This window comes from Ruminiclostridium papyrosolvens C7 (assembly GCF_000421965.1).
In the GTDB taxonomy this organism is placed as follows: Bacteria; Bacillota; Clostridia; order Acetivibrionales; family DSM-1351; genus Ruminiclostridium; species Ruminiclostridium papyrosolvens_A.
This window is the reverse complement of sequence record NZ_ATAY01000007.1, coordinates 1-22,162: the sequence shown is the minus strand read 5'-3', so window position 1 is coordinate 22,162 and position 22,162 is coordinate 1. Positions and strand designations below refer to the sequence as shown.

At 35.1% G+C, this 22,162-nt stretch carries 13 protein-coding genes, 1 pseudogene and 1 riboswitch; of the genes and pseudogenes, 13 read left to right on the top strand and 1 reads right to left on the bottom strand.

Features of this window, described 5'->3' with window-relative positions:
• Positions 1-92: 92 nt before the first annotated feature.
• Both L323_RS22515 and L323_RS22510 read left to right on the top strand, forming a co-directional pair.
• On the top strand, positions 93-1,736 hold the full coding sequence (locus L323_RS22515; RefSeq protein ID WP_020813896.1) for a recombinase family protein: 1,644 nt from the start codon (positions 93-95) through the stop codon (positions 1,734-1,736).
• Positions 1,724-2,008: pseudogene (locus L323_RS22510) on the top strand (sporulation stage IV protein A); the annotation flags it as partial. The gene L323_RS22515 and the pseudogene L323_RS22510, both read left to right, overlap by 13 nt.
• 84 nt (positions 2,009-2,092) lie before the next feature.
• On the opposite strand, the gene thiT reads toward L323_RS22510, so the two are convergent.
• Positions 2,093-2,626, bottom strand: a complete 534-nt coding sequence (gene thiT, locus L323_RS22505) for an energy-coupled thiamine transporter ThiT (protein ID WP_020813894.1) — start codon at positions 2,624-2,626, stop codon at positions 2,093-2,095.
• A gap of 82 nt (positions 2,627-2,708) precedes the next feature.
• A riboswitch (TPP riboswitch) is annotated at positions 2,709-2,821 on the bottom strand.
• A 207-nt stretch (positions 2,822-3,028) separates the two neighbouring features.
• Between thiT and uvrA the strand changes: the two genes are divergently transcribed.
• The 11 genes from uvrA to L323_RS22450 all read left to right on the top strand — a co-directional run bounded on the left by uvrA (position 3,029) and on the right by L323_RS22450 (position 22,051).
• On the top strand, positions 3,029-5,860 hold the full coding sequence (uvrA, locus tag L323_RS22500; RefSeq protein WP_020813893.1) for an excinuclease ABC subunit UvrA: 2,832 nt from the start codon (positions 3,029-3,031) through the stop codon (positions 5,858-5,860).
• Between the two features lie 268 nt (positions 5,861-6,128).
• Positions 6,129-6,752: a DUF47 domain-containing protein gene (locus L323_RS22495; protein ID WP_014314053.1), complete on the top strand. Its 624-nt coding sequence runs from the start codon at positions 6,129-6,131 to the stop codon at positions 6,750-6,752.
• Positions 6,745-7,743, top strand: coding sequence for an inorganic phosphate transporter (locus L323_RS22490; RefSeq protein WP_020813892.1), 999 nt, complete (start codon positions 6,745-6,747; stop codon positions 7,741-7,743). The genes L323_RS22495 and L323_RS22490 overlap by 8 nt, the downstream gene beginning before the upstream one ends.
• Positions 7,744-8,065: 322 nt before the next feature.
• Positions 8,066-10,408, top strand: coding sequence for an ATP-dependent Clp protease ATP-binding subunit (locus L323_RS22485; protein ID WP_020813891.1), 2,343 nt, complete (start codon positions 8,066-8,068; stop codon positions 10,406-10,408).
• Between the two features lie 232 nt (positions 10,409-10,640).
• Positions 10,641-11,939: an ABC transporter substrate-binding protein gene (locus L323_RS22480; protein ID WP_020813890.1), complete on the top strand. Its 1,299-nt coding sequence runs from the start codon at positions 10,641-10,643 to the stop codon at positions 11,937-11,939.
• Between the two features lie 49 nt (positions 11,940-11,988).
• Positions 11,989-13,872 carry a sensor histidine kinase gene (locus L323_RS22475; RefSeq protein WP_020813889.1) on the top strand — a complete coding sequence of 628 codons (1,884 nt, stop codon included), beginning with the start codon at positions 11,989-11,991 and terminating at the stop codon, positions 13,870-13,872.
• Positions 13,850-15,466 carry a response regulator transcription factor gene (locus tag L323_RS22470; RefSeq protein ID WP_020813888.1) on the top strand — a complete coding sequence of 539 codons (1,617 nt, stop codon included), beginning with the start codon at positions 13,850-13,852 and terminating at the stop codon, positions 15,464-15,466. The genes L323_RS22475 and L323_RS22470 overlap by 23 nt, the downstream gene beginning before the upstream one ends.
• A 324-nt stretch (positions 15,467-15,790) precedes the next feature.
• The gene (locus L323_RS22465) at positions 15,791-17,140 is read left to right on the top strand and encodes an ABC transporter substrate-binding protein (protein ID WP_020813887.1); all 1,350 of its coding nucleotides are present in this window, start codon (positions 15,791-15,793) and stop codon (positions 17,138-17,140) included.
• 106 nt (positions 17,141-17,246) lie between these two features.
• A complete protein-coding gene (locus L323_RS22460) occupies positions 17,247-18,167 on the top strand; it encodes a carbohydrate ABC transporter permease (RefSeq protein ID WP_020813886.1) in 921 nt (306 codons plus the stop codon).
• Positions 18,154-18,981, top strand: a complete 828-nt coding sequence (locus L323_RS22455) for a carbohydrate ABC transporter permease (protein ID WP_020813885.1) — start codon at positions 18,154-18,156, stop codon at positions 18,979-18,981. The genes L323_RS22460 and L323_RS22455 overlap by 14 nt, the downstream gene beginning before the upstream one ends.
• Before the next feature lie 634 nt (positions 18,982-19,615).
• A complete protein-coding gene (locus L323_RS22450; protein ID WP_020813884.1) occupies positions 19,616-22,051 on the top strand; it encodes a GH36-type glycosyl hydrolase domain-containing protein in 2,436 nt (811 codons plus the stop codon).
• The last annotated feature ends 111 nt before the right edge of the window (positions 22,052-22,162 follow it).

Sequence of the window (22,162 nt, the reverse complement as noted above, 5' to 3'; positions counted from 1 at the left end):
TCGGTGCTTTTTTGTTGGGAAAACAGTTGACAAATATTATTCGGATAATATAATGAAAAGTAACAAACAGAAGTGTAAATGAGGTGTGTAGGATGGATTTGTACAATATAAGAAACGAACTTAATACCGGTAAAACAATATATGATTTAAATCTGAGAGTTACTTATTACGCAAGAGTATCTACTGAAAAGGATGAACAGGTTCATTCTCTGAAAAACCAGATTGAATATTATTCGGATTTTATTAAAAGAAATCAAAAGTGGACATATGTAGACGGATATATAGATGAAGGCATAAGTGGTACGAGTGTAAATAAAAGAGAATCTTTCCTTAAAATGATTTCAGACGCTAAACTCAAAAAGTTTGATTTTATTATTACAAAAGAGATTTCCAGATTTTCAAGAAATACTCTGGACAGTATAAAGTATACTCAGGAATTGCTGTCATATGGGGTGGGAGTTCTTTTTCAGTCTGACAATATCAATACTTTAATGCCCGATGCTGAGTTGAGATTGACAATTATGTCCAGTATAGCTCAGGATGAGGTCAGAAAAATATCTGAGAGAGTGAAATTCGGTTTTAAAAGAGCCATAGAAAATGGAGTAGTACTTGGAAATAATAAAATATGGGGGTACAAAAAAGATAGTGGAAAACTTATAATCGATGAAAAGGAAGCTGAGATAGTAAGACTGATTTTCGATATGTACGCCACACAAAATATAGGTATAAGAGGGATAAGTGCCAAACTTGACAATATGGGAATAAGAAATAATAAAGGTAATCCGTTTTCTTTTTCTACTATTAAGAGTATCCTCACAAATCCAAAATATATGGGGTATTATTGCGGGAATAAAACACACAAATTTGATTATAAGCTTCATGATAGAAAGTATCTGGATCAGACTGAATGGGTTATGTATAAAGATGAAGAGACAGTCCCTCCCATTGTATCTGAAGAAATATGGCAAAAGGCAAATTATATACTAAAAGGCAGAAGTGAAAAACAATCGGCAGAAGATAAGACAAGCTACCAAAACAAGTATGCCTACAGCGGAAAAATAATTTGTACAGAGCATAATGTTCCGTATTACAGAACACTTTATCGTTACAGCTCAGGGAATAAAGAAGTATGGCAATGTAAAAGGTACGTTGAGAAGGGTAAAGAGGGTTGTACTTCTCCAGCCATATATACATCTGAGTTGGATATGATAATAAAGAAAGCATACGATGAGATAATAGTTAACCGTTCAGAAATTATACATGAAATGGTTACAATGTATTCAGGTCTTGGAGCTCAATCCAAGATAAAAGAAGATATAGCCAAAGTTAAGACGGAGATTGACCAAATACTTAAAATGAAAGACAAGCTTTTGGAACTAAGTATAAACGGCAGACTGTCTGATGATGAGTTTGAAAGAAGAAACAATAGGTTCAATGATGAGATTGATAAACTGAGTTTAAGGTTAAAGGAACTGGATGAGGACGAATTGAAAAACAAAGAAATAACTTATTCGGTTGAAACCTTAAGAAAAGTAATTGCAAAGGAAATTAATTATGATGATGGACTGGACAATAAAATAATAGAGTCATTATTAGAAAAGATTGAAGTATATGAGACAGACAAGAAAAATGAAATAGATTTGAAAGTATACTTTAAAGTATTGACAAAACCCTTTGACTATAGGGTGTTGCGGGATAGGAAGAGTACTTCTGTTTGTACCTCACAATACATATGATAAGGGCTGATATTGAAACAGAAATAGCACCTTTGGTTGGAACCGAAAAGCAATCTGAAGAGTTGGTTTCATATTTGCTAAAAGAATTTGAAAACGACACCGGCAAGCTATGGGAGTCAAACATCTTCGGAAAGTCTCTCCATGAACTCGTAAATGAGGGATTGCAGAACAAGCTTTTCAGAATGCCAGAGGATGCACAGCTGAAACTACAGGAAACCTTGCAGAAAATAATAAATGAGGGCAGCGGCGGATTGATATGTATTATACTGTAGCTCACATTAAACATAAATAACAAAAAAAGATGATTCAATATAAAGAATCATCTTTTTTGGCATATAGACATTTATACAAGCAGACTAAAGAATACTCTGTCTCTTAATATAGTTTCTTAATGGTTTATACAAAGCGGATATAATAACAGATGTTATTATAAACTCAGGCAGCATGTACTGACCGTTATAAATAAGAGAATAAAGGTAAATGTTCATTCCCTCAGGAGCGTATGTATACCACAGAATAATACCTGAAAGAAAATGAAACGCAAATCTGCCGAGCATGGCTAAAGCAGTACTTGAAATTATAGAAAATAAATTCTTTTTAAAAACTCCAGCAAGACCAAGGCAGCCGAAAGCAAAAATATAGTCAAGAAATATGCCAAGGGGGTGATAAGAAAAATGGGTTCCAAGTGCAAACTGTAGAAACCCGTAAACAAGTCCCACCAGTATACCACGCTCTGTACCCCAACGAATTGCAAAAATAATTATAGGAACCATACTTCCCAGTGTTATAGAGCCTCCGTAGGGCATTTCATATTTAATAAAACTGAGAATCTGTGCAAGGGCAATAAAAACTCCTGCCTCCACCAATATTCTGGTAGACATTTTTTTCATAATGTATCAATTCCTTTCTTTAACGTAATATGTTTGTTTATAGATCTCCAAATAAAAAATGCCATACCTGATTGAAAGCGCAGAGTATGACAAAATAAAATTCCTACGCTGGCATTACCCAGATCAGGTACATGGGTTTTAAGTAAAACATACTTATCTCAGCCGGATTATTTTCCAGCTCCCCGTTAATATTCAATTTTTTAACCAAAGTGATTATAGCAGATAGTTAAACAACTATCAACCTTTAAATTTACTCCGCAGGTTTTTATAAAATATTGGCAAACATCGAACAAACGTTTGCATTTGTCTTATGATTTGATATAATAATAAAAGCGGTAAAAGTATTTAGGATACAATTAACGATATAGTTAAAATATAACATTTATGAAAAAGGTGTTTTAAATGATAAGGGATAATATTTTTATAAAAGGTGCACGTGAGCATAACCTAAAAAATGTAGATGTTGAGATACCAAGAGATAAATTTGTTGTTATAACAGGATTGAGCGGTTCAGGTAAGTCTTCCCTTGCCTTTGATACAATTTATGCTGAAGGTCAGAGAAGGTATGTTGAATCACTGTCATCCTACGCAAGGCAGTTTCTTGGTCAGATGGACAAGCCGGACGTAGACTATATTGACGGTTTGTCTCCGGCGATATCCATCGATCAGAAGACAACCAGCAGAAACCCCAGATCTACAGTAGGAACTGTAACGGAAATTCACGATTACCTCAGGCTTTTGTACTCAAGGATAGGAATTCCCCATTGCCCGAAGTGTGGCAAGGAGATTGCACAGCAAACTGTTGACCAGATGGTAGATCAGATAATATCTTTTGAAGAAGGAACCAGGATACAGTTGCTTGCTCCTGTGGTAAGAGGTAGAAAAGGGGAATACCATAAGCTTATAGAGGATGCTAAAAAAGATGGTTTTGTGAGGCTGCGTGTCGACGGGCAACTAGTAGATATAAATGATGAGATTAAATTAGATAAAAACAAAAAGCATAATATTGAGATAGTTGTTGACAGACTTGTAGTCCGTGGAGATATACAGAAAAGACTTGTTGATTCATTGGAAACAGTACTTCGCTTAAGCGGTGGTATAGTTATTGTTGATGTAATCGGTAAAGAAGAGATACTGTTCAGTCAGAATTTTGCCTGCAGTGATTGTGGAATCAGTATAGAAGAACTTGTACCAAGGATGTTTTCATTTAACAATCCATTTGGAGCATGCCAGACGTGTACCGGATTAGGAAATCTTCTAAAGGTAGACCCTGAGCTTGTTATACCTGACAGATCCCTGTCACTTACAAATGGTGCAATTAATGTTACAGGCTGGAATATTGAGAGTGAGGATGCATATACCAGAATGATATTCAATGCCTTGGCAAAGCATTATAAATTTGATTTGGATACACCGTTTAATAAGCTCCCCGGAGAAGTAGTAGATATAGTGCTTTACGGGACAAAAGGCGAAAAAATAAAAGTAGATTACGAAAGAGAATACGGTAAAGGATCTTATATGGCAGGATTCGAAGGAATTATCAATTCCATTGAACGCCGTTACCATGAGACTCAGTCTGAAAGCATGAAGCAGTATTATGAACAATTCATGAGCAACAATCCCTGCCCAGATTGTAAAGGTGCAAGATTAAAACCAGAAAGTCTTGCGGTTACAGTTGGAGGTAAAAATATACACGAAGTATCTTCTATGTCTGTAGCTGATATAAAAGATTTCTTTGACAACATTGAGTTAAGTGAAAGAGATAAGATGATTGCAAACCAGATATTGAAAGAGATTACGGCCAGAATAGGCTTTCTAGTTGACGTTGGTCTGGACTATCTTACACTTTCAAGACCTGCTGGAACTTTATCCGGGGGAGAGGCACAGAGAATAAGGCTGGCTACTCAGATCGGTTCCGGCTTGATGGGAGTACTTTATATTCTGGATGAGCCCAGTATCGGACTGCATCAAAGAGATAATGAAAAGCTACTTAAAACCTTAAACAGACTTAGGAACCTTGGAAATACGCTAATTGTTGTGGAACATGACGAAGATACCATGCAGGCTGCAGACCATATTATTGACATGGGCCCCGGAGCAGGCATCCACGGTGGACATGTTGTTGCTGAGGGAACACTTAATGAAATACTAAAATGTGAGGACTCACTAACAGGACAATATCTCAGCGGACGTAAAAAAATAGAAGTTCCACAATCCAGAAGAAAACCAAATGGAAAATGGCTTGAAATTGTAGGAGCAAAGCAGAATAATCTAAAAAACATCAATGCAAAGATTCCTCTTGGGGTATTGACGTCGGTTACAGGTGTTTCGGGGTCCGGAAAAAGCACACTGATAAACGAAATCCTGTATAACAGCCTTGCCAGCCAGTTATACAGAGCCAAAGCCAAACCGGGGAATCATGAAACAATAAAAGGCTTAAAAAATATTGACAAGGTTATAAATATCGACCAATCACCAATCGGAAGAACTCCAAGATCAAATCCGGCAACCTATACAGGAGTATTTGATCTTATAAGGGATGTATATGCTTCCACCAATGAAGCAAAGATGAAGGGATACAAAAACGGACGATTCAGCTTTAATATAAAAGGCGGTAGGTGTGAAGCCTGCAGTGGGGATGGAATTATAAAAATTGAAATGCATTTTCTTCCTGACGTATATGTTCCTTGTGAGGTTTGTAAGGGGAAAAGGTATAACAGGGAGACTCTGGAGGTTAAGTACAAAGGTAAAAGTATATCAGATGTGCTTAATATGACTATAGAAGATGCCTTGGAATTCTTCAAGAATATCCCCAAAATACAGAGAAAATTGCAAACATTGTATGACGTCGGATTAGGGTATGTCAAGGTTGGTCAGCCCTCTACAACGTTGTCCGGAGGAGAAGCTCAGAGAGTAAAGCTTGCTACCGAGTTGTCCAAGAGAAGTACGGGAAATACGCTGTATATTTTGGACGAGCCTACAACCGGGCTTCATGTAGCTGATGTTCACAGATTAATAGATATTCTTCAAAGGTTGGTAGATACAGGTAATTCCATAGTAGTTATTGAACACAACCTTGATGTTATAAAAACTTCTGATTATATAATTGATCTTGGGCCTGAGGGTGGTAACAAAGGAGGTATCATTATAGCACAGGGTACTCCTGAAGAAGTTGCAAAAGTAAAAGAATCGTATACAGGACAATATCTTAGCAAAATTTTAGAAAGTAAGTAAATTCAGTTATAGCCGAATATTTCCAAAGATAAGTATTTTGATGTACTTATCTTTGGAAATATTTTTATTATTCCCCAAAAGTACAAGCTTTTTTACCAAAAATAATATAATAAAATATGTAAAATAAAAAATTACATTATCTATAGAACTGTAGTAAATACTAAGAAGGTTTGTTAATTCTATGTTAACTTTGTTGTAAAAAAATTTACATTGCTATATAATTAAATAGTAAAAATGTTATATTTTGTCGAAAGAAGGTAATTTATAAATGTTTAGAATTACACCTAAGGAAGAGAAATTTTTTGACTATTTTATTGAGACATGTGAGATTATTTGCAAAGCAGCATCACTTCTTGAGGATTTAACTACAAACTACGTTAATGTTAATGAAAAGATCTCAACTATAGAAGGAACTGAGCATGCATGCGATAGTAATGTCCATAAAATTCTAAATGAGCTTAACCAATCTTTTATTACCCCGATTGACCGTGAAGATATTTTCACAATAGCAAAAGAACTGGATAACATTACAGATGACATTGAAACTGCTGCGCACAGATTTAGCATGTACAACGTTAAGTCTGTAAAACCCGAAGCTGTTACCATGACAAAGTTGATTGTCAGGGCAACAAGCGAGCTAAAAAATGTAATGATTGAAATGAAAAATATGAAGAAGAGCAAACAGCTCCAGAACAAAATAATTGAAGTAAACAATGTTGAGGATGAAGCTGATACTATTTTCAGAGATGCAATGGCAAATCTGTTTATAACTGAGCATGACGCAGTTGAAGTTATAAAGTGGAAAGAAATATTTGAACTTCTTGAAAATACCATAGATGCTTGTGAGGACGTTGCGAATATAGTAGAAGGGGTTGTTATGAAAAATGCTTAGTGTTTCATTAGTATTAGTTGTTGTACTGGCACTAGGATTTGATTTTATAAACGGATTCCACGATACCGCAAATTCTATCGCTACTGCAGTTTCAACAAGAGTTTTGTCCCCGCGTAAGGCCATTTTAATGTCTGCAGTACTTAATTTTGTAGGTGCATTAACGAGCAGTAAGGTAGCCCATACTATTACAAACGGTCTGGTTGATAGCGACATGATCAAGGTACAATATGTAATTATCGCTACCTTAATAGCTTCAATTATATGGGATTTGATTACATGGTATTTTGGTATACCCAGTAGCTCATCACATGCATTGATAGGTGCTCTTGTAGGTTCATCAATAGCTTACTCAGGTGGGTTAAGCATAGTAAAATGGAAAGGCGTACTGGACAAGGTTGTTATACCTTTAATTACATCTCCAATAATAGGTTTTGCAATTGGTTTTGTGTTTATGTCGTTTCTATACAAAATACTTCGTCCTTTTTCTCAAAGGTTCGTAAACAAATGGTTCTCTAAATTACAAATACTTTCAGCAGCATTTATGGCATATTCACACGGAAATAATGATGCTCAGAAGTCTATGGGAATAATAACGCTGGCATTAATAGGTGCAAATTTAAATAATGGCCATACAGGGGTTCAGCCTTGGGTTATGTTGGCATGTGCTGTTTCAATGGCACTTGGTACGTCAATAGGCGGATGGAAAATTATTAAAACAATAGGTGTAAACATGATCAGGCTTCAGCCAATTGGCGGTTTTGCAGCTGAAACAGGCGCAGCAATTGTTATTGAAACAATGACACATTTCGGAGCACCTGTAAGTACAACACATGTTATATCCACATCAATAATGGGTGTTGGAGCTTCAAAAAGGTTATCTGCTGTAAAATGGGCACTGGCAAGAAATATAGTATATGCTTGGATATTTACAATTCCTGTATCAGCAATAATTGGAGCATTTATAACAACTATATTTAAATTCTTTGCTTAATAGTTATTAAAAAAACGTACTTATTTCTGAATAAGAATGTTTACAATTATACATTAATAAACCTGAATTAAAGTCGTATAGATTAGATATTAGGACTATAATTCAGGTTTATTCGTCTTTTAGTATATGAACTACTTATATAAGACAAAAATCAAAAAAATAAAAGCAAATCGGTTAGACCTCGAAATGTACTTGTGTTATACTAGTAAAAACTAATATAGATAAAAAAGTAGTTTAAATAATAAATTTTTGGACATTTATGGAAATAATATAGTATATATATTGGAAGGAATATACTGGAATTAAAAGAAGAGGTGATTAAATGATAAAATGTTCCATTTGTAATAAAAATATTGCAGTTGTGTTTGTAACAAAAATTATAGACGGGAAGCAGATTCAGGAAGGCTTGTGTGTAAGCTGCGCAAAGAAACAGAACTTACAGCCAATAGATCAATTACTGTCACAAACCGGTATGACAGAATATGAGCTTGATAATATAAGCAAACAAGTAGGAGATATGCTTGAAGAGATGGATGGGTCTGAAATAATGGAAGCAATGCAGGTAGACCCTGAAAACATTAATCAGGCAAATCCTTTTTTTAGTATATTGAATAAGGCATTTCCAAAGGCAAATGATATGGAAGCAAACAATTCAAAAAGCATTCAACCCGTAGGGCAGGATAAAGACGGGGACGATAAGGATAAAAATTCTACTAAAACCAAAGCTCAGGATAAAAAGACTGTTAAAAAGAAGAAATATCTTGAAATGTACGGTACTAATCTTATTGACAAGGCTAAAGAAGGAAGTATTGACAAGATTATAGGCAGAACCCGTGAAATTGAAAGAGTTATTCAGATTTTAAACAGAAGAACTAAAAACAATCCTGTTTTAATAGGAGAACCCGGTGTAGGTAAAACTGCTATTGCGGAAGGACTGGCATTAAGGATTGCTGAAAAAACAGTTCCTGCAAAAATACAGAATTCTGAGGTTTATCTTTTGGATATGACCAGTGTTGTTGCAGGTACACAGTTCAGAGGGCAGTTTGAAAGCAGGATGAAGGGGATAATCGAAGAAGCCAAATCATTCGGAAATATAATTCTTGTAATCGATGAACTTCATAATATAATGGGTGCCGGCGAGGCTGAAGGGGCAATGAATGCCGCAAACATTTTAAAGCCTGCATTATCCAGAGGTGAAATTCAGGTAATTGGAGCTACAACGCTGAATGAATACAGAAAGCATATAGAAAAAGATACTGCTTTGGAGAGAAGATTCCAACCTATAATTGTTGATGAACCATCCATTGAGGAAAGTATAGAAATTTTAAGAGGTATCAAACACTACTATGAACAATATCACAGAGTTAAAATAAGTGATGAGATAGTAAGGGCTGCAGTAAATTATTCTGAAAGGTATATTACCGACAGACTTTTACCTGACAAAGCCATAGATGTAATAGATGAAGCAGGCTCCAGAGCCAATCTGCGAAATACAAAACTGGCTGAGCTTGAGTCATATAAGGAAGAACTGAAAAGGGTTCAGGAAGAGAAAGAATTTGCAGTTTCAGCCGATTCAATAGAAGACTATCAGAAGGCAGCAGATTTAAAGGTCTATGAGTGTAAGCTTAATGAGCTTATTAAAGATATAGAGGATACCAGTAAAGATGTTGAACTTACTATGGAAGATATAGCAGCAGTAATAGAAGCGTGGACTAAAATTCCTATTCAAAGGCTTACCGAGGGTGAGGCCGAAAAACTAATAAGCCTGGAAACACGTATCCATCAAAGGGTAATAGGACAGGAAAAGGCTGTAGAAGGCGTAGCAAGAGCAATAAGAAGAAGCAGGTCAGGTTTTAAAAAGAAGAAAAAACCGTCATCCTTTATTTTTGTAGGGCCAACAGGTGTTGGTAAAACCGAGCTTGTACGAGCGCTTTCAACTGAACTGTTTGGAAGTGAAGAGGCGCTAATAAGGCTTGATATGTCTGAATACATGGAAAAGCATACAGTTTCCAAATTAATTGGTTCACCTCCGGGATATGTTGGATATGATGATGCAGGTCAATTAACAGAAAAAGTAAGGAGAAGACCGTATTCGGTAATACTTTTGGATGAAATAGAAAAGGCTCATCCGGACGTATTCAATATGCTGCTTCAAATTCTTGAAGACGGAAGGTTGACAGATAGTCACGGTAAGACTGTAAACTTTGAGAATACAATTATTATCATGACATCAAATGCAGGAACAAATTTAAAATCCGGTGGCATAGGTTTTTCAAATAATACCTATACTGCCCTTGAAAGTAGGGTAAGAGATGTAATAAAAGAAACTTTCAGGCCGGAATTTCTCAATAGAATAGATGAGATAATTGTATTTACTGAACTTGGAAAAGAGGAATTAAAGAAAATAATCGATCTGATGTTGGAAGAAGTTTACCATGAAGCCGGTGAAAAGGATATCAGAGTAAATGTTTCCGATAAGGTTAAAGAATTTATTTTGGAAAAAGGTTATGATCCTAAGTTTGGAGCCAGACCTTTGAGAAGAACAGTACAGAACTATATAGAGGATCGCCTTTCAGAAGAGTACTTAAAAGGTATAATAAAAGAAGGTTCTCTTGTAGGGATAGACCTGGATGAAAATAATGAAGTAACATTAAAAATTGTCTAGCATTTTATTATTAAAATAGCAGCAGGAATTCAGCTCTTGCTGCTATTTTATTGCTAATAAATTATATTGCAGTGAGCCATTATTTAATTGTAATATATTGCAATATATGCCTAATAGTATTTATAATTGTATATGGTATAAAAAATTTAGGATTTTCCTGAATGATTGTGTTATCCTCGTTCTTAATAGTAGACAAAAATGGCTATATAAAATAAGAATTGGAGTGAAACAAATGCAACTCTCAAAAAAACTTTTATGTTTAGTACTATTTACATTAGTCAGTATTATGTCGGTTTCCTGCGGTAGTGGTAATCCGTATGTTTCGGATGCTCATAACAGCAAGATTACTCACACTGAAACCAGTACAATAAGTTTAATGACAAGTTGGGGAGGTGTTGACAGCAAAGCCGGCTGTTTGACGGATTTGCTAGATAAATTTGAAAATGAAAATCCTACTATAAAAGTTTCCAATCAGTCTATTTTTGGAGATGAATACTTGCCTACTCTTAAAACGAGGTTTGCGTCAGGTAACGAACCAGATGTTTTTGGTTTATGGCCATGCTCGGATATAAAATACATGATTAGAGCAAATAAGCTTGCTGACCTGACGGACATGCTCAGGAAGGACAGCGAATGGATGGAGAGTTTCAAGGGAAACTACTTTGATTTGACCACCTACAATAACAGAATATTTGGTATACCTTTTGAGCTTGTATTTGAAGGAATGTTTATCAATAAGGATTTATTTCAGCAATTTGGTGTAAAAATACCTCGAAATTATCAGGAGCTTAAAAATGCAATAAATATGTTTAATAAGCATAACATAACCCCTATAGCCTATAACGCTACCGCTGAAGGTTCATATATATATCAGAATATGATTGCCAGCCTCGGAGGAAACGAAGGAGTAGAAAAGTTTATAGTTAATAATAAGATAAATAAATGCTACATAGATGCAATGAAATATATGAAGGAACTATATGAAATGCATGCATTTCCAAACGACTTAATATCTATCACCAGCGAAGAAAGAAACAATCTTTTTATTAAGAAACAGGCAGCCATGATAGTTCAGGGGTCGTGGTTTGCAGCATACTTTGGTAAATTTGATAAAACAGTCGAAATGATACCGTTTCCGTCCATGGGAAATGGAAGTAGTAAAATACCTGCAGGTTTAGGTGGGGGAACCTTTTACATAAGTAAAAGTGCATGGAGCACACCAGAAGGTAAAGAAAACACGGTAAAACTTATGAAGTTCCTTACGTCAAAGGAGACATCAGACTATTTATATAAAGAATCCGGCTTATTCAGTACATTAAACATATCAATGGAAACCCCCTACAATGCATTGGCACAACAAAGTATCGGTGTTTATGAAAAAACTCCGGAACGGAATAGGTGTGCCATTCCTGATCACGTAATAGATAGAAGCACATGGGAAAAGGTTATTGTTAAGGAGTTTCCAAATTATCTTGATAATAAAATCTCTGCGGAAGAAATATGGGATAAAGCATTAAATAGATTGCAATGATTTATAATTGCATTTTGATAATTACTCGTACTTAGGATATGGTGGGATAATGATAAATAAAATTACTTCAAGCATGTTTTCTAAAATACTTAGAAGTTCACAATTTTATAAAAACATATCAATAAAAAAGAAATTACTGCTTGTAGTAAACCTACAAATTTTAATACCTCTTATATTTGTAGGCTTTTTCGCGTATAAGAGTTCAGAAGAAATAATTAATAGTAAATCTCTTTCGTACTCTAACGATGTACTTAGCTCAATCGGATTAAGACTACAGGATACGGTAACAAATTTGACCAACATATCCGGTGACATAAGTATGGATAAAAATATATACGACGCACTAATCAGTTATGACACGGGTAATAACAATAATGACTTAACGGAAATGGGCATTCATGAAATAGATTCTCAATTAACAAACCTATTTATAACGGTAAAAGGAAACAGACCGGAAATTAATTCTATCTGCATAGTAACTGACAGCGGTTTAGTACTGCCGAGAAGGTATCCAAGTACTGATTCGGAGCTGAGGTCAGTAGTAAACAGAGAATACTCCCGAATGAGTGAAAAGGCTGATGAAGTTACCAGAAAAGCAGCATGGTTCTTTGAAACGTCCTCAGGAGTTGTCAAGAATGCCTATTTAGTAAAAAAGGTATACAACAGGGATGATTATACGGAAATAGGAATGTTGGTAGTCCAAATAAAAATGGATTCTTTGAAGGATGTTTTAAAGGGACTCGAATCTGAGGTCATGCAAAATACTACAATTCTTTCACCAAATAGTGATATAATTGTTTCAAAGAATAAACAAGCATTGGAAAGGTATAAATCCATAATAAAGGATACACCGTATGATGAGGATTCTTTTATAGATCAGGAAAATAATATTTTTGTTGCTTATACATATTTAAAAGATAATATTAATTGGAGAATAGTCACATTTGTTCCTTTAAATGAATTATATTCGGATGTAAATACATTGAGAAACAGGATAATTATGCTTTGTCTTGCATCTATTATAATATTGTCTGTAGTGAGCATTTACATGTCATTTGATATGATAAAACCAATCAACAGGTTGGTAAAGGCAATGAAAAATATGAACATAAACAATATACCAGACAGTTATATTGAGGTTGACCGAAGTGATGAACTTGGCTTCCTGCATAAGACCTTTAATAATATGGCTAAAGAGATTGACCATCTGGTTACATGGATTTACAGGGAACAAATTACGCGCAAAGAGGCTGAACTGAAAGCATTACAGTCCCAAATAAACCCTCATTTTCTCTTTAATACACTGGAATCAATAAACTGGATGGCACAATTAAATAATGTCCCTGAGATAAGCGATATAGTAACGGATCTTTCTGCACTGCTTGAAGCCAGTATAGGAAGGGATGACAGGCTTATACCCATCGAAGAGGAGTTTATGTATATAGATAAATACATATCCCTTTTAAAACGCAGATTTGAAGATAAAATAACACTGAAAAAAGAAATAGACCCTCAGGTTCTGTATATAAAGATTCCAAGACTTTTGATACAACCGTTAATCGAAAATGCTGTCTATCATGGAGTAGAAAACAGCAGAGAAAAAGGTGTCATTATGCTCAATGCCAGAATACAGGAAGATTTAATAATATTAGAAGTAATTGACAATGGCAACGGAATATCAAAAGAAGATCTTATAAAGTTAAATAAGAGTCTTGAAATGGATAATGACACATACTTTAAATCTCTTAGAGAGAAAAAAAATAAGAGTATTGGTATAGATAATGTAAATAGAAGAATAAAACTCTTCTACGGTGAAAAATTCGGTATCAAAATAGAGAGCAGTGTTAACATATTTACTAAAGTAACGGTTTCTTTACCGCTTCAAACATTCAATACTAAGGAGAGTTATTATGTACAAGGTTCTAATAATTGATGATGAATCCATAATAAGAAAAGGCATCAAGAACATTATTAATTGGAAACAGCTTGATTGTGAGGTTTGCGCAGATGCCTGTGATGGTATCGAAGGACTTGAGCTTATAAAAAAATATCTACCTGAAGTAATTATAACAGATATCCGTATGCCTGGAATGGACGGACTTGAAATGATCAAGCAGGTAAAGGAAATTGTCCCAAATACAAAAATAATAATACTAACGGGGTACAGGGATTTTGATTATGTACAGAAAGCTATTAAATGCGGAGCGTTTGATTTTCTCCTTAAACCCTCAAAAATTGAAGAACTGACTTCTGTACTGACAAAGGCAGTTAATGAATTAAATGAACAAAAGAACAAGCACAACGAGATTGAGCGGTTCAGGATGCTTTTTGAGCAAAATATTCCAGTACTCAGAGAAAAACTTCTTTATGATATTATATACGGACTCAACACAAGTGAAAATGAAATATACGAAAAAATGAAGCTCTTTGATATATCAATACGGAATTTTGTTTTGGTTGTAATGGAAAACGACTACAACGATAAATCAAACAGTTCATTGTATGATAAACATCTATACCAATTCGGCATTGTAAAATCCTTTGAAGAAATATTTGCAGAGAATTATGAAGTTTTAAGTATAATGCTCAACAGTAACAGAGTAGGTTTTATAATACAGAAATCTGATAATTCACCTTTGGATATTGAGAAGGTAAGTGAAAAATGTGCCTATCTACAGGAGGTTATAAATAGCGGATTTGGTTTTACAGTTACAATAGCCGTCAGTTCAAACGGAAAAGAAGCCATGGAACTTCCGGACAAACTAAGGGAGTGTCTGGGATCATTGGAATATAAGAGCTATATGGGAGAAAACTCTATAATTCAGTACAGTGACTTAAACTCATTTTTCAGATATGAAGACTATTCCATACTGGACAAGTATCAAAAACAACTTATTGAAAATATAAAATCGGGAAATGAGCTAGGAGTAAGGGAAAATACAAAGCTCATATCTGATTATCTGACAAATAACAATATAAATATCCACTATATGCGAAATTTTTATTATACAACATTGTCTTCAATAAATAACATTAGAATATCAGTTTCATCGGTGGATACGGACAAAAAATATTCAGAAGGTGAGGATATAGCAAGTCTGATAAAACTCATAGAAAAGACCGATAAAGCAGAAGAACTTAACTCCCTGCTGGAAGAAGTATCTATAAAAATAGCATCCAAGGTTAACAGTTTTAATAATAAAAGTATAAAACTCATATTACGCAAAGCAATAGATTATATACAAGACCATTACAATGAGCAGGTAACTCTTAACGAAGTAGCAGAAAATATATACGTTAGTACCTTCTATATCAGCAGGATGTTTAAAAAAGAGTTGGGTAAAAGCTTTGTAGATTACCTTAACGATGTCAGGATTGATAAAGCAAAGGAACTTCTAAAGGATGTAAAATATAAGACCTATGAAGTAGCAGAGAAGGTTGGTATTTCTGACCCGCACTATTTTTCCAAGCTATTTAAAAAGTATTCGGGAATGACGCCATCTGAATACAGAGACAGTTTATTTTGATTTTATTATACTAACATGGTGTTCAATATTGACTTTTAATGGAAATAATTGCACGTAACCATGTTTTAACAATGGACAAAATTTGACCTATAGTTTTAAAAAATAATGAAAATCGTCAAAAAAGACACATAATTGTAAGAATATGTGTCTTTTTTAGTGCAATTTCTTGCTATATCTATGTAGTCAAAATATTAAAACATAAAGCAACATTATCTATTTAGAAAGAAGGTCTATTTTTATAGAATAAATGTTGCAAAGTGCTTTAATGGCACTAATGTAAGCATTTCAATATGAAATTGCTAAAACAAAAAGGAGGATTTTAAAATGTTTAAAAAGGTAATAGCTTCTGTTTTAACAGGCGTTATGGTGCTTGGTATGGCTGCCTGCGGAAACACAGATGCAGGTGATAGCACTGCTTCTGCATCAAGTTCAGCTGCTAGCACTAGTTCAGTAGCAACTACTTCTTCACCAGCTGCTACATCAACAGACTTTACAAAGGCTTCCGGAACGGTAGTAATGTGGAACTGGGAAAATCAGGACCAGCTTAAAACTGCAATAGCTGATTTCAATACCAGATATCCAAATGTAAAGGTTGAATCAGTACCGGTTGCAAGTGCAGACTATGTTAAGAAAATACAGACTGCAGTTGCAGCAAAAACAGCTTTACCAGATGTAATCAGAGGAGAAGTTGGTTTCAGAGGAACTCTCTTTGACATGGATATTTGTCAAGATCTTTCACAAGCTCCTTTCAACTTCGATAAGAGCAAATTGGCTGACAAGGCATTACCACTTGTTACAGATAGCAAGGGACAGGTATTAGGAGCTCCAACACAGTTCAACCCATCAGGTATTGCTTACAGAAGAAGCATGACAAAGAAATTGTTCAATACTGATGATCCTAAAGTATTGGCAGACAAGTTTAAGACTTGGGATGATGTAATCGCTGCCTTCAAGGATGCTAAGATAGATGGTAAGAAAGTTTATGCGTTCAGAACAGTAAGAGATATATTCCATATAGTTGACGGATATAATCCTCAAAATCCAATTCAAGATGGAACAATCAAGTTTAACGAAGTTTATCTTCCTACTTTCCAGATTATAGAAAAGATGTGGAAAGCCGGCGTTATAAACAAATATGACATGTGGGCTCCTAACTGGACTGCATCATTTGCTAAGAGCGAAGATGTATTTTCAGCAGCAGCTCCTTGGTTCCTCAAGTACGTTATAGAACCAGCCGATACCAAGGGTAAAGGTGACTGGGGAGTAACAGTAGCTCCAGGCGGAATGTTCAACTGGGGTGGTACTGCATTGTCAATCTGGAAGGATTCAAAGGTTAAGGATGCAGCTTGGGGATACATTGCTGACCAGGTACTTAACGAAAATGGTGTTAAAAATTCATTCACAACTGGTATGAATATTACTCCTGTAAAAGAATTCATGGATAAACCAGGCTTCTTCAGTCAAAAAGAAGAGTACTGGGGCGGACAGGATGTTGGACAATTCTACATGGACAACATGGATTCAGTTAAAGTTAAATCACTCGGTAAGTACGATAATTTCCTTGAAGCTAACTTCGTAAAAGGATTACAGGAAATCAAAAAAGGAAAGACAGCTCAAGAAGCAGTTGATTTCATGATTGCTGATATGAAGAAAAATGTTCCTGAATTGAAGTAATTTCGGAATTATCTGAATGTTATTGATGATTTAGGAGAGGGTGAAATTCCCTCTCCTTGATTATTTTACAGTTTGTACTTAATCAAGCACACGGGGGTGGTTAGTAATGAAAAATCTCTCAAAGAAATCGGCACCGTATCTTTTCATGGCACCTTACTTCCTGCTTTTCATAGCATTTTCTTTAATACCTATAATATTTACCTTGTATATGAGTCTTAATGAATGGGACGGATACAACGGAGTAAAATTTGTAGGATTAGCAAATTACCAAAGAATGTTTGAAAATGGGGAGTTTGTTCTAGCTCTAAAAAATACTGCAATTATCATGCTTATGTTGATACCGTTGCAGTTGATATTTTCAATAGTTATTGCATATATGATTAATTCAAAGCTTGTCAGGCATAAAGAAATTTTTAAGACTGCAGTTTTTACTCCATATCTTGTTATACCGATAGCTGCAGGATTGTTGTGGGCATTCTTCTTTGATGGAGGTACATCCGGAACAATCAACGCAATCTTAATGAAATTGCATATTCTTAAAGAGCCGATTGAATATCTTGCAAGTCCTAAATTAGCTAAAGTAGTTATTGCAGTTATCATGTTGTGGAGATACACAGGGTACTGCGTACTGTTCTTTATAGCCGGTTTTGTATCAGTACCGGAGGAACTGTATGAGGCTGCACGTGTTGATGGAGCCAGAGCATGGCACAATTTCTGGAACATTTCTCTTCCAATGATAAAGCCTATAATTATATATATGGTTATCACATCTCTTATAGGTGGTTTCCAGACTTTTGATGAACCAAATATTATTTATACTCAGGGAAATTATCAAACGGGACCATACTCTGGAGGACCGGATAGTACGGTTATGACTTTGGTAATGCTCATGGGTAAGGGTGCGTTCCAGAACTCCCAATATGGATATGGTAGTGCTGTTGCATATGGAATGTTTATTGTAATAGCAGTATTCTCATTTATTTCATTAAAGTTTATGAATGGGGGGGATAAAGATGGAGCAATCTAATAAAGTTTATTCCTTTATTTTATACATATTTCTCGCTGTTTGTTCAATAATTGCTATAGGTCCTTTTTATCTTATGGTAATAATGAGTACATATGATACAAATGCTCTCTTTACCGACCTTCATTTATTGCCCGGAAACAACTTTATGATTAACATTAAGGATGTATTTCTAAATGCGGGTTTTGGAAAATTTTATTTTAACAGTATATACATCGCTGTTCTTACAACAGTATTGACAGTACTTGTATGTGCCATGTGCGGATACGCACTTGCTAAATTTAACTTTAAGCTTAAAAAGACAGCATATTATGCTATTTTGATTACTATGATGCTTCCTACTCAGCTGGGTCTGATAGCATTTGTTACTGAAATGAACACAATTGGTTGGACTGACTCACATTTGTCACTTATCGTTCCGGCAGCTGCAAATGCATTTGCAGTATACTGGATAAGACAATATACAGTTCAAGGCGTTCCAACAGAAATAATTGAGAGCGGAAGAATGGACGGATGTACTGAAGGTGGCATTTTCTTCAAATTGGTCGTGCCATTTATTAAGCCGGCCCTTGGTTCACAGGCTTTATTATCCTTTATGGCATCTTGGAACAGTTATCTGTTACCACTGGTATTAATCAGTGATCAGAAGAAGTACACTGTAACTCTTGGATTATCAACATTGGATGCCTTGTACAGAGCAAACTATGGTGCCAGAATAGCAGCCTTGGTTATTGGTACAATACCTATGTTCATCATATTCCTGATATTTTCAAAATCACTTATTCAAGGTATTACTGCTGGGTCTGTAAAAGGCTAATGCAGGGTTATGTACAGATTTTCTTTTGTACATACGAATAAAATTGGTTTTTGTTTCGCTTACCTAATAATAAAGGTATTGAGCAAGTTTGAAATAAACTGGTTAAATTACTCTTTGAGCAGATATATGACTGCTCAAAGAAAATTAACTGGGTAATGTAAATATGGATTATTATTATTACAACTAAGCCATGACAAAATATTGCACATTAAAGCAAGTTGTTCTATTCAAGTTTTTCTTAATTTGAATAAAATATAAATAGATTGATTTTCTACAAAAAGTTGCATTATTAAACTTTTTGTACGAAAAAATGGCATCGGCAATTATGCAATACCAAAATAAAAAGTATTGTTTTACTTGTTGTCTATAAACAATATATCTGTGTTGTAAAAGTATTTTGAAAAAGTAGAAACAGGCGGGGGAAGAATTGAGAAGAGAAGCTAATGTTCAAATAAATGTCTCTAAAAAGGGACCCCCGTCTTTTTGATTTTCTAAGAAAATACTAATTACGAAAATTTCTTTTATTAATAGTTCTAAATATAAAAATTTTAAATAATGATTATTAGAGAAACTTGTTATAGTCTTAACATAGATTTCTCATAAAATAATTCGACAATTGAAAGGGGTTATAAATTTGAAATACGGTTTTTTTGATGATTCGAATAGAGAATATGTCATCACAACACCTAAAACACCTTATCCTTGGATAAATTATCTTGGAACTCAGGATTTCTTTTCTCTGATATCTAATACTGCAGGTGGCTATTGCTTCTATAAGGATGCACGTTTGCGCAGAATAACCCGTTACAGATATAACAACGTCCCGATAGATATGGGAGGAAGATACTTCTATATAAACGATAACGGTGCTCTTTGGTCACCGGGATGGTCTCCTGTTAAGGCTGAGCTGGATTCATATGAGTGCAGACACGGCTTGGGATATACCAAGATAACCGGAAGCAAAAATGGTATCAGCACAGAGGTATTATATTTCGTTCCATTAAAATTTAATGGTGAAATTCATCGTGTAAGAATTAAGAATACAACATCTGATAATAAAAGTGTCAAATTATTCTCATGTATTGAATTCTGCTTATGGAATGCATATGATGACATGACTAATTATCAAAGAAATTTAAGCACAGGTGAAGTTGAAGTTGAGAACTCAGTAATTTATCATAAAACAGAATACAAGGAAAGAAGAAATCACTTTTCTTTTTATTCTGTTAATTCCGAATTAACAGGATTTGATACTGACAGAGATCAGTTCGTCGGTTTATATAATGGTTTTGATGCTCCTCAGGTTCCTGTTAGTGGTGAACCTAAGAATACAATGGCTGACGGATGGGGCCCAATGGCTTCGCATTGCATAACCGTTGATTTAAAAGCAGGTGAAGAAAAGGAATTTGATTTCATTCTGGGTTATGTTGAGAACGATGTCAATGATAAATGGGAAAGTAAAGGCGTTATAAATAAAACGAAAGCATATAAAATGATAGAAGAAAAGGGTAATCCTGCAGGGGTTCAGGCAGCATTTGAAGAACTGCAGAACTATTGGAGCCAGCTGTTTACACAGTACAATCTGGAGCATAAAGACGAAAAACTCTCCAGAATGGTAAATATCTGGAATCAATATCAATGTATGGTTACTTTTAACATGTCAAGAAGTGCTTCATATTTTGAAACAGGTATCGGTAGAGGTATGGGTTTCAGAGATTCAAACCAGGATATATTGGGATTTGTACATCAGATACCTGACAGAGCAAGAGAAAGAATACTTGATATAGCTGCAACCCAGTTGGAAAACGGTGGTGCATATCATCAGTACCAGCCTCTAACAAAGAAGGGTAATAACGAAATAGGTGGTAATTTCAATGATGATCCGGTGTGGCTGATTGCCTCTGTTGCTGCTTATATTAAAGAAACAGGTGATATGGACATACTAAAGGAAGATGTTCCTTTTGATAATGATGATAAGAAAGCTGCTTCTCTTTTTGAACATTTAAGAAGATCTTTCTATCATGTTGTGAATAATCTTGGACCTCATGGATTACCTCTTATAGGAAGGGCAGACTGGAATGACTGTCTGAACCTTAACTGCTTCTCAGAGACCCCAGACGAATCATTCCAGACAACTACAAGTAAAGAGGGTAAAGTTGCAGAGTCTGTTTTGATAGCGGGAATGTTTGTTTATTATGGTCCTGAGTATGTAAAGCTTTGCAAGCTTAATGGGCTTGAAGATGAAGCTGTAAAGGCTCAAATTGAAATTGATAAAATGATGAAGACTGTTAAGGAGTACGGTTGGGACGGAGAATGGTTCATTCGTGCTTATGATGATAACGGTGAGAAGATTGGCAGTAATGAAAATGAAGAGGGTAAGATATTCATAGAATCACAGGGCTTCTGTTCTATGGCTGAAATAGGTATGGAAGACGGTTATGTCGAGAAAGCTCTAGATTCTGCAAGAAAGTATTTGGATACTCCATACGGACTTGTACTCCAAAATCCAGCATTTACAAAATACTATGTGAATATGGGTGAGATATCTACATATCCTGCAGGATATAAAGAAAATGCCGGCATATTCTGCCACAATAATCCATGGATAATTGCTGGTGAAACAGCTATAGGCAGAGGAGACAGGGCATTTGAATATTATTCAAAAATTGCTCCTGCATATACTGAAGAGATAAGTGAGATCCATAAAACTGAGCCTTATGTTTATTCTCAGATGATTGCGGGCAAGGATGCCAAGAGACCGGGAGAAGCAAAGAATTCATGGCTTACAGGTACTGCAGCATGGAACTTTGTTGTTATTTCTCAAAATATACTCGGAATTAAGCCCGATTATTTAGGGCTGAAGATTGACCCGTGTATACCAGTAAGCTGGGAGGGTTACAAAGTTACAAGAAAATTCAGAAATGCAATTTTTGAAATTGCCATCAGTAATCCTGAACACGTTTCAAAAGGAGTTAAGAAGCTTGTTGTAGACGGAAATGAAATTGATGGTAATATAATTCCTGTATTCAATGATGGAAAGACACATCAGGTTGAAGTTGTAATGGGATAATTTCGGTAAATTAAATAGATTCCTCAATATGCAAACAAAGCAGCCTCCTATTGTACAGGCTATACAATAGAAGGCTGCTTTGTTATTTAAAAGCAAGATAAAAATTTACAG